Raw genomic sequence first — 13472 nt, 5'->3', positions numbered from 1 at the left:
CTCTGACATGTGGGTCCTTCCCGTCGGCAGTCAGCTTTCACCACCACTTCGCCGTCGGCCGGTTTCTTCTTCCCACGTGCCGCCCGCTGACCCCAGCACAGACGCAGCGACGACTAGGCCAGCGGGGTGGTAGCGACAGGAGAGCGCGCCTGATCGCGCAATACGGGAACCCCGGTTGTCGTGTCAGCGTCCGAAACACCCGGAGAGCATTTTTCGCAAATCACCCAAGAGAGATCAAGGTGCCGGCGACTGGCTCGTAACGGTTTCCGGGAACGCCCAAGGACGGCGGCTTGCGCGGATCACGTGCGCTCAGAGTCGGCGACCTGTGGCCGCTTCCCACCATTCGGCGTGCCAGGCCTCCTGTTCCGCGACAGTCACGATCCGGTCGAGCTCGGCATCGGCCAGCGTGTCGACGAGGTCGGCTTCCGAAGTCTCGTGGCCGGTCCGCATGACAGAGATCCGCATACCGCCGCCCATATCCCTGCACATCCCGCTCGGGTACGTGTCGCGGCGGGCCCCTTGAACGGCGATCGCCCAACCGCCTGGTTCCAGCTGACGACGCAGCCGGGTGAGTGACTCGAACATGTCCATGGCGGTGGCCGTATACCGGTCACCGTCGAGGAACAGCTCGATCCGATAGAGCGGCCGTGGCCCGTCGTAGCCGTCAAGCCAGCCCCGCAGCCGCGCCTGCCGTCTCTCGACTCCTCTCGCCACCAGCACTTCTCGATCTTCCAGCGGCCTCGGATAGTCCACGCTCACTCACCTATTCAAGCAGGAGAGCCGGGCCGCCGATGGCGTTCCGGCTGCGCGAGAGTCCCGTTCACTCTCCGCGTAAACCCGATCACGATCCCGATCGCATTCGAACGTCAGTTCGAGTAAGATCAAGGGTATGACCACAGCTCTCCCTTATAACCCGAAAGCCGCTCGCTTTCTTGACACCGCGTTCGACGAAGAGCTTTCGCTTCGTCGGACACAGGGAAGTCAGGTGCGAGCGTTAGCCGACTTCGCCGCTCGCGGTGGATCACGAAGATCTGTGACCGAGGAGGTCGCCTTGCGCTTCTCGATCACCCGCAATCACGCGTACCTGCTCGTCGAGACCTCCTGCGCCCTTGTCGCTCGCCTGCCGAACACGCTGGCGGCGTTGGAGCGTGGCGATATCGACCTGTACAAGGCTTCCAAGGTCATGCAACTGACACGGGAAGTATCGGACGAAGTCGCGGCGCAGGTCGACGCCTGGCTGACCAAACGTCTCGCCGGTCGTGATCCCGGTGCGATCCGGGGCTCGGTGAGTCACGCCGTGCAGAAATTCGATCCCGAAGGCTATCGCGAACGAGCCGCCAAGAAACGCGCGTTGCGGCATATCTCGTTGGAACACCACGACGAGACCATGTCCACACTCTCCGGCCATCTTCCGGCGGAAGTCGCCAGTTCCCTTTACGCATCATTGAGCAGAGCCGCGCGAGCCCGGCGGAACAAGGACAAAACCCGCACCCTCGACCAGCATCGCGCCGATATCTTCGCCGAACGCCTGCTGGCTGAGGACGGACGCGGCAAGCCGCGTGCGCACATCCATGTCTATGTCGATTTCTTGACACTCGTCGGCGCATCCAACGACCCCGCGACACTCGCCGGGTACGGTCCCATCCCCGATTGGCTGGTCCGCGAGATCGCCTCCGACCCCGACTCGACCTGGTCGCGGCTGATCACCGACTCCGCCACAGGACAGCTGCTCGAAGCCGGCGCCGACAAATACCGGTCACCGGCGTCCTTGGCACGGTTGATCAAGGCGCGGGATCGCGAGTGCACGCAACCGGGCTGTCACCGGCCCGCCGAATTCTCCGAGATCGACCACATCACCTTTTGGGCTCGCGACGGCAAGACCAACCAGCACAACTGCCACAGCTACTGCACAGGTCACAACCTGCTTCGCGAGGAGCCTGGATGGTCGGCCGTGCCCACCGGCGACGGCGGCATGATCATCACCACGCCGAGCGGCCATACCTACGAGACAGCGCCAGAGCCGTTCCACGAACCACGCACAGGTCCCGATGACGACGAACCGCGAGTCTGAGCAACGCGGAGGCTCTCTACCGACGCGGCAACGAACTCAAGCCCGTGTCTCCAACGCCTTCAACGCCGCCCTGACCACCCGTCGCGAAGGATCCTCGACCATCGACCTCACCGAATCGACCGGAACGGCATCCAGAATCCGAAGCGCCCCAATGGCTTGAGCCCGCACCCTGGCCACGGGATGCCTCAGCAACGGATACAGCCGCTGCCCGTCCTCTGCCCGCCCCGACTCCGCGAGTCCCGCGATGGCTCCGAGAGAAGGGTTCGCACCGGAAACAGCGGACCGGTACCAAACTACGGCGTCGACGCCCGTCCGCCGGGCGGCATCCCTTGCGAGCGCACGGATCAGCGTGGAACGGTCGTCCAGCAGACCGGCGATCTCCTCCCAGTGGCCGAGACGCGCGAGTCCGGTCAGCGCGCTGATCCGTACCTCGCCGTGGCGGCAGGCGGCCAGCTTGCGCAGGACGTCCACGCGTCCTGTCCAGACGGCGTCGCGGGCGACGGCCTCACCGGCGCGCACGCGGATGCCCTTATCGGAATGCGTCAGGGCGAGCCGGATCAGCCCGTCGAATTGGAGATCGCCACGCCGAGTCCGCACCTCGAACGCGAACCTCGGCACCGCGGAGTTCACCGAGCGCATCAGCTGCTCGAGCACCGCCACGGGGACGTCGTAAGCAGCCGCGTACAGCTGTCGCACGCCGAAGCCACCTCGGCGACGGCGACCCAGGTGAAGCATCGTTTCGGCAGCCGGCCGCAGGTAGGTGGCAGGATCATCGTGCAGCAGCCGGATGACACCCGCGCGGGCTACGTCGCTGACCGGAGATGCCCAGTCCGTCATGCGCACCAGCAGGAACGGAAGTGTCTCCGGGCGAGGTTTCGCCAGCAGTCTCGTGACCGCCAGTTCCCGGACCCGACCGTCGTGGTGCGAAGCCGCGATCGCGGTTGTCAGCAGTCCTGCCTTGCCGGCCCTGAGCGGCACGGCGACATCATCCAGAGCCCGCTCGTGCCGCCAGTACTCGTCGAGAGTCGCGATGAGCGCCGGTGTCTCAGTGATCTTCTCGAAGGCAGCCGTGATTTCGGCGTCATCACCGGACTTGTCGACGCGCACGAGCGCATCGACGAGCACGCCCACACGGAGCCCCCGGCTCTCCAGCGTTTCCCGGAGCGCCTCGGCCACGGACTTCCTTCTCCCGAACATCACCCGGTGATCCTCTCCCATCTCCTGCGCGCCGCGCTCATCCTTTTCGCGGGTAGACGCCCGACCACAAGGCGCGTAGGAACACGAGAATGGTTGAGGAAAGGTCCAGACGAGTTTTCCTGTCCACCTCGGCGGCACTCTCGGCGGCCGCCCTGTCTTCCACCGCCCTGTCTTCCACTGCCCTCGCCGGTGTCCCCGCCGTCGCCGAAGAACCAGAAGTTCGAGGCCCAGGCGAACGCCTCTCTCCGCAACGCCCCGACGCGGAGCTCCGGGCGATCCTCCGAGAAATGGACGAACACCGCATCGAGGCCACCGTACGCAGACTCGCCGCCTTCGGAACCCGGCACACGTTGTCCTCGCAGACCGATCCCGTCCGCGGAATCGGCGCCGCCCGTGACTGGATCTTCGCGGAGATGACGAAATCCGCGCAGCGGTCGGGCGGCCGGATGACGGTTGAACTGCAGTCGTATCTCCAGCAGCCCGCCCCGCCCCGGATCCCGGTGGCCACCACGATCACCAACGTCGTCGCCACCTTGCGCGGCTCCACCACCCCGGAGCGGGTCTACGTCTTGTCGGGCCATTACGACTCACGGTGTTCGGATCCGCTCGACGCGACGAAGGACGCTCCGGGCGCCGACGACGACGCTTCCGGAGTGGCCGTCGCGATGGAACTCGCCCGGGTGCTCGCCACCCGCCGCCCCGCCGCGACCATCGTGTTCGCGGCGGTCGCGGGCGAGGAGCAAGGCCTGTTCGGCGCGCGGCACATGGCCAGGCTGTACAAGGCGGCGGGCACGAACGTGCAGGCGATGTTCACCAACGACATCGTCGGTTCGAGCCGGGCGGACGACGGCACCAGGGACCCGCGCACGATCCGGTTGTTCGCCGAAGGTGTGCCGACGTCGGAAACCCCTGCGCAGGCCGACATCCGGCGCGCGGTCGGCGGGGAGAACGATTCGCCCTCCCGCCAGCTGGCACGGTTCGTGCGGTCGGTCGCGGAGAACGACGCGACCGGCATGACCGTCCGGGTGATCCACCGGCGCGACCGCTACCTCCGGGGTGGCGACCACATCCCGTTCCTCGAACAGGGCTATCCGGCCGCGCGGTTCACCGAACCGCACGAGGACTACGCGCACCAGCACCAGGACGTCCGGGTGGAGAACGGCAAGCGGTTCGGCGATTTGCCGGAGTTCTGCGACTTCCCGTTCATCGCCAGGGTCGCGCGGGTCAACGCCGCGACGATGTGGTCACTGGCGACCGCGCCGGGCACCCCTGAAGACGTCCGGATCCGGACGAACCAGCTCACGAACGACACGGATCTGGTGTGGCGGCGCGGGACGGACCCGGATCTCGCCGGTTACGAGGTCGTCTGGCGGGAGACGACGGCGGCCGACTGGACGCACGCGATCAAGGTCGGCGACAGGACCGAGGCTAAAGTGGATCTGTCGAAGGACAACGTGTTCTTCGGTGTGCGCGCGGTCGGGAAGAACGGCCGCCGCGGCCCGGTCGCGTTCCCGACACCACTGAGTTGAGGTCACTGAGCTGATGCCACGATGACAGTCACCCCCGACGACCTCGACGCGGCGATCGCGAGCGTGACGGACAGCCTGAGCGAGGCGTCGGGCCGTGACTGGCCGGCCGCGCCGGGCACCGGCGAACTCAACGCCTGGCGCACGGCCGAGCATCTCGGCGACTGCCTCATCTCCTACGCCGGACTGCTGATCGCCCAGCCGTCGACGCCGCGTTTCGTCTGCTTCGAAGCCGTCGCCGACCGGGCCGCGACTCCGTCGGAGATGCTGGAATTCGTCACGGTAGGCGGCGGCATCCTGAGCGCCACCCTCCGCACGGTGGCCCCGGACGTCCGCGCGTACCACCCGAGCGGTCGCGCCGACCTCGAGGGTTTCGCCGGAATGGGCTGTGTCGAGGTCCTGGTCCACGGCGAGGACATGGCCAGGGGCCTCGACGTCACCCTCGACCCGCCACGTGACGTCTGTGCGCGAGTGCTCGCGCGGATGTTCCCGGAAGTCGGCACCGACGGCGTCGATCCCTGGACGGCGTTGCTGTGGGCGACCGACCGGGTGGGCCTCCCCGGACGCCCCTCCCGCGCCGGCTGGCAGTGGCGCGGCGCGCCTCTGGACGACTGACCGCGCAGTCGGTGCGGTGCTCTGGTGATGCCCCACCGGCCCAGCGCCGTTCAGCGAGGCCTGAAGGCCACCACAGCGGCTTGAATACCGTTCCGCCAAGCCACGACGGGTTCCTCGACCGGCCCGGCCTCCAGAGCTCGCACGTGCCACGCGGCCGGCGGATGCCATTCGGCCGAAGGCGAATCGCCGAACAACCGGGCCCGTTCCACCACCGCGGGACCGAGCACCGGATCCACCGTAGCCTGCTCCCACCAAGCACTCCAGGCATTCTCGCCGCCGTCGCTCGGGGACGCCGCGACCTCCACGTCCGGCATGTCGTCCACAGTGGCCACGAACCCGCCCGGCCGCACGAGGCCGGCGAGCTCGGCGTACAACTCGGTCAGCCGCCCGGGCGGCAGGTAATGCAACGCCATGACCGCCAGAACGGCGTCGTAGCCGTCGTACGGTAGCTGCACGACCCAGTCCGGGTCACGCAAGTCGGCCCGGACCACCTCCACCGAGGGCGGCAGGGACGCACCGGCGATCGTCAGCATCACCGGATCCAGATCGACCAGCGTGACCTCCGCCCCGGGAAGGCGCTCGAGCAGACGAGCACAGAGCGTGCCCGTGCCGCCACCCACGTCGAGCACGCGCGGCGCCGGACCGCCACAGCGTGACGCGACCAGGTCGATCATCCGCTCGATCGCCCGCTCGCGTCCTGGCTGGTACTTCGCCATGAGGCGTTCCCAGCGGTCGTTCCAATCCTCGAGAGTCACAGTGACAATGATAATCGATATCAGCGAGATGGCGTTCCGTCACCGGACGCCTCCGAGTAGTGGGCGAGGTACGGCCGATCGGCGCAACTTGGCACCTGAAGCGTTTGCCACGACGGAGCCCGGGAATATTTCCGGTATGTCCAGATGGCGAACCACCAGCAGGAGCAACACCGCCGTGCGGGTCATCACCGGCATCGGCGCGGTGTTCGCTTTCATCGAGTTGCTGTACATGGTGATGGTGCTCGCGGGAGCCAACGCGGGCAACGGTTTCTTCATCTTCATCCAGGCACTGGCCAAACCGCTGGCGTTGTTCTGGCCGGGACTCTTCCCGGTGAGTGACCCGAATCTCGCGGTCATCCTCGACTACGGCCTGGCCGCCGCGTTCTGGGTGATCCTGGCGGGTGTGATCGCCCGTTTCGCGGCCCGCTGACCCCCTGCGGCGACGATCGGCGTCCCGTTCGGCGACACTGGACGGATGAGCGACGGCAGATGGTTCGACCTGAACCCGCTTCCCGAGCTGTTCGGCCTGGCCGCCGCCGGGCGGGCGCTGCTGCCCAACGTGCCCGTGACCCCGGCCGCGATCCTGAAGACCGTCACCGAACAGCTGGTCGGGCGGCGACTGACGGCCAAGGTGGACGGGCACGACGTCGGGCTCACCCTGACCGAGCTCGACTACCAGGCCGACAGCCTCAGCCTGGCCGCGACCGGCAAGATCGGCGACGTCCGCATCGTCGTCGAGGACGTCGACTGGCCGGAGACACCCCTCGAACGCATCACCGTGCTGGCGTCGAACGTCCGTCTCCGCTCGCTCCCGTCCCCGGCCGCCATCCCCGAGCAGGTGAAGATGGCGATCCGGGTGTCACCGGAAGTCCTCCAGGCGCGCGTCGCCGAGGTCCGGCCGGGCATCATCGTGACCCCCGGCGAGGACGGGCATTTCCACGTCCGCTGGGAAAGGCGGCCCCGCTGGGGGCATCTCGCCCTGGAGTCCACTGTGGAGGACGAAGCCGTCGTCCTCCGTCCGATGTCCGTCCACATCGGACGCCGACGGTTCGGCCCGCCGTCCCGCCTCAAGCCGATCGTCCTGCCACTGCCCGAACTCCCGCAAGGGATCCGGCTCACCGCGGTCGAAGCGCACGACGGTCACCTTGTCCTACACGCGCTGGCGGAGGAATGGCCGGACAAGCTGTCCACCATCCCGCTCGGCGATCTGCTGAGCTGGGTGACGACGGCGGTGGCCACGCTGACCCTGCCGGGGCTCGGCGGCCGCTGACGGCTGGTCGTGAGTGACGATTCGGGTTCTCTTGAGGGGTAAGGCAAACGTGCGGGTGCGGTGGGCTATCCGCTCGTGGCCCCGGGCCACGCCGGAGGCGTAGCGAAGGCCTCCTTCCCTACCTTCAGGGTAGGCAAGGAGGCCTTCACCACCACCTGGGCAGGCCACTCCAGCTGACGTTGCGAAAACCGCTTTCCGAGGTTGCGAAAGTGGCTTTCGCAACCCGTCACCGCTGCCTTTACCCCTCAAGAATCCGAATCGTCACTCACGACCATGGTGACCACTGGCGGATCAGCTGTGCAGCGGTCCCTCCGCGACACGCACCGCGGGCACCGACGGCACCGACGTCGCGGCGCTGTCCGCCTGCGTTCCGGCGGACGACCGTACGAGACCGGCCGACTTCCCGCACACCTTCTTCTTCTCCTCCGAAGTCATCTTCTTGCCGACGGTCCGGGTCTGGCCCACGACACCGGGCGCCGGACCCTCACCGCTGAAGTTCCACACGTACCACTGGTGGTGCCCCCACCTGCGCTTGTCGTACCACATGTCGTAGGAACCGCTGGCCACCCGCATCACCGGTGAGCGGTCCAGCCCCGCCCAGTAGCCCGGGCTGACATCGATCCGGGTCTCGACGCTCTCACTGGTCTCCCAGCCCCATTCCTGGCCCCACGTGCGCTTGTACGCGACCGACCAGTCGACGAGGAACTTGAAGCCCGCGCTCACGCTGATCTCGTTCGACACCGTGTTCTTCCCGCTGCGGGTGTCCCGTTTGTTGACCACCTGGGTGATCTTGTTGGCGCTGCAGTTGAACACCGTGTCGACCCGGCCCCAGTTGCCGTAGAAGTCCTGACCGCGCTGGTCGACGTGGGCGTTGCAGGTCTTGGTCGCGTTGCCGCAGTCCTTGAGCAGCTCGGCGCGGGACGGTCCGCGCGAGTACACCACGGAGCTGCCCTTGTCGTTCATGTTCGACCCGTAGTTGCCGCTGTCGTTGGCGTACCACTCCTGGGAGCCGCCCTGGTATTCGGCGTGCTCGTACATCGTGATGTAGCAGTTGTTGAAGGTCTGGAACGAGGAGATCTTGTCGTTCCAGGCACCGAGGAAGCCGAGGTTCTGGCTGGTCCCCTCGACGCACGGCGATCCGGTGACCGTGAGGCTCGCGCCGCCGAAGTTCCCGTGTTCGTAGAGCACACTGATCACCGTCGCGGACGCGCCGACCTCGCCTGCCGACGCCGCGGCGAGGGAATCTCCGGCGCTGTCGAAGCACCGGATCACCCCGGTCGCCGTGTCGGCGACGCAGTGCTCGCCTCGCTCCTCGGCGTTCGCCGGGACACCGCCGGCGAGACACATCACCACAGCGGCCAGGAAGGCCGCCCCGAGTCTGTACTTGTGCACGTCTGAACTCCCTGGGGACAAAGGAAACCGACCACGAACGGATCGGCTTCACCAGTGCACCACGGGAAAACCGCCTTGCCCATGCAGAACGACCGGCAGACCTGTTTTTGGTTTCCGATGATCGGGACTCTCAAACGGATTCGCCGCGCTCGCGCAGATAGCGCGTGTGGTCGGTCTGCTGATGGACGTCGCCCTCGTAGAACCGCTCCGCGATGCGGTGCGCTTCGGTCTCCAGCAGCTCCAGTTGCGTGAGGAGTTCATCGGACGCGCTCGGCTCACCGCCTGCCCGGCGTTTGGCGGCGAACCACCACGGCAGATTCAGGTAGGTCTCCACCGACAGCGGCAGATCGGTTCGCGCCAACCGGGTGACGGCGTGCTGGACGTCCGGGTTGGCCGCCCACCGCTCCGGCCGCGAAAGCAGGTCGTCGAGCACTTCCGCGATCCGCCGCACACCGTCCACAGAGGACTCCGGCATCCGTTGCGCCCGCGCGGTCACCTTGCCCACCAGCGAGTCGAGATCAGCGCGCAGCTGCCCGGCCTCGGCGACGGCGTCCGCCGAGACCAGCCGGACCCGCTCGGGCGGCGCGAGCAGGGCGAACACCGCGTACAGCCCCGCGACGACGAGCGGCCACAATCCGCCGACGACGCCGGTCAGGTACAGCGCGAGCCCGATCAGCCCGCCGACGCAGCCGGCGAGGTTCTTCGTGGAGCCGAGGTACCCGATCACTGGTACCCGCGGATTTCCTGGAACACCTTGGGCAGGACGTCGCCTCGCGCGTCGAACACGTTGCCGCCGGTGCGTTTCGCGACCTCGCCGAGTTCGGCGGAGTCACCTTCGCCGAAGATCACGGTGAACACCGGGATCTGCCGCACGGCCTCCGGCAGCGACGGGAACCTCAGCTGGAAGTCCGAGAACTTGGCGCCGTTCGCGTTCTGCCCGTCGGTCATCAGCACGATCGAGGTGAACCTATCGGGGTCGCGCGCGACCAAAGGACCCATGATGTCGTACGCGCGCTGAAGGCTGTCGTAGATCGCCGTACCGCCGTTCGCGTCGAGGCCCTCGGCGTACCGCTTGATCTTGTCCAGCGCGGGTTGTGGGTCGCCTTCCGGGACGGTGAACGTCTCCGGGCTGCCGGGCACGGTGTCGAAGGCCAGCATCGTGACCTCTTCACGGCTGCGGAACCGGCGGTACCGCCCGGTCAGCGAACCGTCGGCGCCGGTCAGCCCGATCAGCGCGGCGCGCAGTGATTCGATCCGGTCGCCCGCCATGGAGCCGGAGGTGTCGAGCACGTACAGCGTCCGCGACGGCCGCCGGATCTTGTCGAAGTAGGCGCCCAGCAACGCGTCGACCGCCTGCTGCGTCGCCGGGAACGGCAGCTCGACGAGATCCTTCTGGGCGAACTGCTGTCCCAGCTGGACACCCGGCACGACCGGACGGCGCTGCGTGGTCTCCATGATCTTGCGCTGGGTGTCCGGCGTCCGCAGCCGCTCGGCCAGCTTGCGGTGCGCGTCCCGCGCGTCGGGATTCGCGCTCTGCACCAACGTCAGCGGGTAGTCCGCGGTGACCACGCCGTCGGACGGGTACACCAGCGTCAGGGGTTCGGGAAGCTTCCCGCTCGCGTTCATCGAGAGCAGGACGGACTCGTAGTTGATCAGGCCGTCGACCTTCTTGCCGGGATCCTGGCCGGTCGCCCGTCGTTGGTAGGCCTCGGAAAGCCAGCCGGACGAGCCCGCGGACATCGCCTGCGCGCTGAAGAACTCGGTCAGTTTCGGTGTGACGGAAGCGATCTGCCGCGCGTCGATCGCGTTGCCCGCCCCCGCGAGCGCCGACGCCACCCCGACGAGCGCCGAGAAACCGGAGTTCGACGCGGACGGGTCGGTCATGCCGTAGGTGAACGCCTTCTTCCCGGCCTGTTCGGCGATCTCGCCCCAGCCCACCGGCCGGCCGGTCCAGCCGAGCCGTTGCGCCGACGACGCGGACAGCCCGAGCACCACCGGCGAGCTCATGATCTTCACCTGCTCGCCCAGCCGTTTCGCGGCCTCCGGAACCGCCGCCGGATAGCGGTTCGAGGAGAACCAGACGGCGTCGTACTGGCCGTCCGCCTTGCCGTTCGCCAGCGACTCGGTGCCTTCCAGCGTGCCGGTGAACTGGAATTTGACCTTGACGCCGGTCGCCGCCGCCTCCTGCTCCAGCAGCGGCTGCAGGTCGGCCAGTTCGCTGCCCGCGAGCACCCGCAAGGTGCCGGCTTCGGCCTCCCCCAGTCCCGTCCCGCCTTCGCTCGAATCGCAGGAAACCAGTGACAGCGCGCAGATCGCCGCCGCCGTGAGCACAGCCCAGCGTTTCACGATGCCCCCTCGGCCGTCGCCGTCTCGTGAGAGCGGCGCAAATGGTCTTCGGCTCGCCGGATCTCCCCCGACAGCGCCTCCACGGTCGCCGCCATCGTCGAGACGGCCCCCGCCTTGAACTCGTCGATCGCGTCGATGCTCCGGTAAATCCGCTCGAACGACTCGCGGATCGTCTCCACCGCCGCCGCGGGATCACTGCCCGCTCGCTGGATCTCGGTGCTGCGCAGTTCCAGCATCTCCGCGTTGGCCCTGAGCAGCCCGTCGGTGGTGGCCTGCACGGCCTGGACCTCGTCGAGGACGTCCCGCTGACCGGCGAGTGCCCCGCTCACCAGCAGCGCGACCCGTAGCGCCGCGACCGTGGTCGACACCGCCCGCTCGATCCCGCGGATCAGCTCGTCGTTGTTGCGCCGCACCAGATCCAGCGCCAGATAGCCCTGCGCGCTGACCGCGAGCTGGGTCAGCAGGTCCTGGTGCCGCTGCCGGATCGGATGCAGCGCGTCGGCCCGCAGCGACTTGGCTCGCGCGGGGTCGGTGAAGTCGAAGATCCCGGCCTGGCGTTCGACCGCGGTGTCGACGGCTTCGGCGAACGCGGCCGCTTCCGACAGCTTGCCGAGCGTCGCCCACAACCGCTCGCGCTCGCCCTTGAGCGCGGCGTTGTCCCGCCGCAGGACGTCCTGCCGCGCACGCAGCTCCAGTACCAGCGCGTTCACCGGCTCGTTGGCGGCGCGGTAGCGGTCCAGCGCCTTCTTCGCGCTGCCCGCGACCGGGATCATCCCCATCAGTTTGCGGCCGGTGATCGGCAGTTTCGCCGGATCGATCTCCGCCACTGTCCGCCGGAGCCCGGCCAAGCTGACCGCTGCCTGCTGTTGCGGTGAGCCGATTTCCGCCAGCGCCCGCGTCGAGCGGTCCAGCAGCGCGCCGGCGACGGTCGCGGCCGCCCGCATGTCGGACTCGCCGACCGCGAGCAGTTCGTCCAGGACGCGCGTGAAGTCCGGCGACCGGACGTCGAGCGCTTCGAGCCGCCGGGCGAACCCCTCCGCGCGCTTCGTGACTTCGGCGTGGACATCCGGTGCGAGGGTGACCAGGCCCGCCGCCCGCTCGGCCGGGATCGCCTCCACCGGTTCGGGTGGAGTGAGCGTGAAATCGTCCATCAGTACTGCTTCTTCACCGCGTCGAGCAGACGCTCCAGCGTTTCGTACGACGGCGGCTCGACGGCGTCCACCAGATCCGCGGGCACCGGCGCCTTGGCCGCGGCGACGACGTCGGCGAACAAGCGCGGATCCCCGGTGCGGAAGCCGAAGGTGGCGGCGAGTTTCCCCAGTTCCGGGTCGGTCGCCAGCAGACTGCCCACCTGGTCGCCGTTCGGCTTCAACGGGACCAGCGTGTGCTTGGAATACACCGTCGGCGCCGTGTAGAGCAGGCGCATGTCCGGCCGGATCGAACCGTCGGCGCGCACCAGCCTGTCGACGAACTGCGACTCGTAGATCAGCGCCATCGGCGTTTTGCCCATCCCCGCCGCGAGGTAGTCCTCGAACGGGCCTTCGGTGCTGTTCTGCGTGTAGCCCTGGTCGATGAACAACTTCGACACCGCGGGCAGCACCTTCGCCTCGGCTTCCGGCGTGCTGACCACGTTGTTCCCGTTGGCGACGAAGGAAACGATCGACAGGTACATCGCCGCCGAGTTCGATTCGCGCGGGTCCGTGGTCGTGACCAGCACGTTCTTGCGAGCGGGGAACGCGGTGTTGCCGGGAAGCTGGTCCCAGCGCGTGCCCTTTTGCGCGGCTTCGAGGTACTTCGCGATGTCGAGCACCTGGTACTCGCCGGCGCCCTTGCGCACGATCCCGTTGGCGCTCAGGAGGTTCACGATCGGCTCGAAGGTCGCGACGGCCATCGGCGACTGGAACGGCGTGTGCACGCCGGTCACCTTGTGGTCGCGCTGGATCCGCTGCGCGGCCGGCGACGAGGACGGGAACGCGAACTCGTACTTCCCGAGGTCCATACTCGCGATCTGCCGCGAGCCCGCGGAGTCGACCTCGACCTTCAGCCCGTGCTTGGCGAACGCGTCCGCCACCCGCTTGTCGGAGAAGAAGGCCAGCTTCTCCGAACCGATGACCCCACGCACCGTGGTGAGATCCGCACCCCGCGCGGTGTTGTCATCACCGTCCCGGCCCCAGACGATCACGGCGACCACGGCCAGCAGCAGCACCACTGCCAGGCCGATCGACAGACGGCGTTTCACCGGCCCACCCCCTCGTTCACAGGCTCGATCTTTCAGCCCGTTCGACTCTTTTGACGCGCGG

General features: G+C 67.9%; 13 protein-coding genes. 5 read left to right on the top strand and 8 right to left on the bottom strand.

What is annotated here, in order from left to right; genetic code table 11:
• Positions 1-309: 309 nt before the first annotated feature.
• A complete protein-coding gene (locus tag LCL61_RS00575) occupies positions 310-753 on the bottom strand; it encodes a hypothetical protein (RefSeq protein WP_340685018.1) in 444 nt (147 codons plus the stop codon).
• Between the two features lie 280 nt (positions 754-1033).
• On the opposite strand from LCL61_RS00575, the gene LCL61_RS00570 reads away from it, so the two are divergent.
• A complete protein-coding gene (locus LCL61_RS00570) occupies positions 1034-2071 on the top strand; it encodes an HNH endonuclease signature motif containing protein (protein ID WP_340688453.1) in 1038 nt (345 codons plus the stop codon).
• A gap of 36 nt (positions 2072-2107) precedes the next feature.
• On the opposite strand, the gene LCL61_RS00565 is transcribed toward LCL61_RS00570, so the two are convergent.
• The gene (locus LCL61_RS00565) at positions 2108-3247 is read right to left on the bottom strand and encodes a hypothetical protein (RefSeq protein ID WP_340685017.1); all 1140 of its coding nucleotides are present in this window, start codon (positions 3245-3247) and stop codon (positions 2108-2110) included.
• A gap of 110 nt (positions 3248-3357) precedes the next feature.
• Here LCL61_RS00565 and LCL61_RS00560 point away from each other — a divergent pair, with 110 nt between their 5' ends.
• Both LCL61_RS00560 and LCL61_RS00555 read left to right on the top strand, forming a co-directional pair.
• Positions 3358-4797 (top strand): M20/M25/M40 family metallo-hydrolase, encoded by a 1440-nt coding sequence (locus tag LCL61_RS00560; protein WP_425341974.1) that lies wholly within the window; start codon positions 3358-3360, stop codon positions 4795-4797.
• Positions 4798-4818: 21 nt separating this feature from the next.
• Positions 4819-5409: a hypothetical protein gene (locus LCL61_RS00555; protein ID WP_340685015.1), complete on the top strand. Its 591-nt coding sequence runs from the start codon at positions 4819-4821 to the stop codon at positions 5407-5409.
• A 50-nt stretch (positions 5410-5459) separates the two neighbouring features.
• On the opposite strand, the gene LCL61_RS00550 is transcribed toward LCL61_RS00555, so the two are convergent.
• Positions 5460-6164 carry a class I SAM-dependent methyltransferase gene (locus LCL61_RS00550; protein ID WP_340685014.1) on the bottom strand — a complete coding sequence of 235 codons (705 nt, stop codon included), beginning with the start codon at positions 6162-6164 and terminating at the stop codon, positions 5460-5462.
• A gap of 175 nt (positions 6165-6339) precedes the next feature.
• Between LCL61_RS00550 and LCL61_RS00545 the strand changes: the two genes are divergently transcribed.
• Together LCL61_RS00545 and LCL61_RS00540 are read left to right on the top strand one after the other, a co-directional pair.
• Entirely contained in the window at positions 6340-6594 is a 255-nt protein-coding gene (locus tag LCL61_RS00545; protein ID WP_026467456.1) for a hypothetical protein, read from the top strand.
• Positions 6595-6639: 45 nt separating this feature from the next.
• Positions 6640-7434, top strand: coding sequence for an LmeA family phospholipid-binding protein (locus tag LCL61_RS00540; protein WP_340685013.1), 795 nt, complete (start codon positions 6640-6642; stop codon positions 7432-7434).
• A gap of 291 nt (positions 7435-7725) precedes the next feature.
• On the opposite strand, the gene LCL61_RS00535 is transcribed toward LCL61_RS00540, so the two are convergent.
• The 5 genes from LCL61_RS00535 to LCL61_RS00515 form a co-directional block, all read right to left on the bottom strand.
• Positions 7726-8826, bottom strand: coding sequence for a peptidase inhibitor family I36 protein (locus tag LCL61_RS00535; RefSeq protein ID WP_340685012.1), 1101 nt, complete (start codon positions 8824-8826; stop codon positions 7726-7728).
• A 130-nt stretch (positions 8827-8956) separates the two neighbouring features.
• The gene (locus LCL61_RS00530) at positions 8957-9553 is read right to left on the bottom strand and encodes a hypothetical protein (RefSeq protein ID WP_340685011.1); all 597 of its coding nucleotides are present in this window, start codon (positions 9551-9553) and stop codon (positions 8957-8959) included.
• A complete protein-coding gene (locus LCL61_RS00525) occupies positions 9550-11172 on the bottom strand; it encodes a VWA domain-containing protein (protein ID WP_340685010.1) in 1623 nt (540 codons plus the stop codon). Before LCL61_RS00525 ends, LCL61_RS00530 begins: the two co-directional genes overlap by 4 nt.
• Entirely contained in the window at positions 11169-12323 is a 1155-nt protein-coding gene (locus tag LCL61_RS00520; RefSeq protein ID WP_340685009.1) for a toxic anion resistance protein, read from the bottom strand. The genes LCL61_RS00525 and LCL61_RS00520 overlap by 4 nt, the downstream gene beginning before the upstream one ends.
• On the bottom strand, positions 12323-13411 hold the full coding sequence (locus LCL61_RS00515; protein WP_340685008.1) for a hypothetical protein: 1089 nt from the start codon (positions 13409-13411) through the stop codon (positions 12323-12325). The genes LCL61_RS00520 and LCL61_RS00515 overlap by 1 nt, the downstream gene beginning before the upstream one ends.
• Between the last annotated feature and the right edge of the window lie 61 nt (positions 13412-13472).

Source organism: Amycolatopsis coloradensis, from assembly GCF_037997115.1.
GTDB lineage: Bacteria > Actinomycetota > Actinomycetes > Mycobacteriales > Pseudonocardiaceae > Amycolatopsis > Amycolatopsis coloradensis_A.
Note: the sequence above shows the minus strand (reverse complement) of the source record. Positions and strands in the feature narration are given on the sequence as shown.

Coding starts and splice junctions, on each gene's coding strand:
- LCL61_RS00560 (WP_425341974.1), top strand. CDS start 3,358: ATGGTTGAGGAAAGGTCCAGACGAGTTTTCCTGTCCACCTCGGCGGCA.
- LCL61_RS00555 (WP_340685015.1), top strand. CDS start 4,819: ATGACAGTCACCCCCGACGACCTCGACGCGGCGATCGCGAGCGTGACG.
- LCL61_RS00540 (WP_340685013.1), top strand. CDS start 6,640: ATGAGCGACGGCAGATGGTTCGACCTGAACCCGCTTCCCGAGCTGTTC.
- LCL61_RS00520 (WP_340685009.1), bottom strand. CDS start 12,323: ATGGACGATTTCACGCTCACTCCACCCGAACCGGTGGAGGCGATCCCG.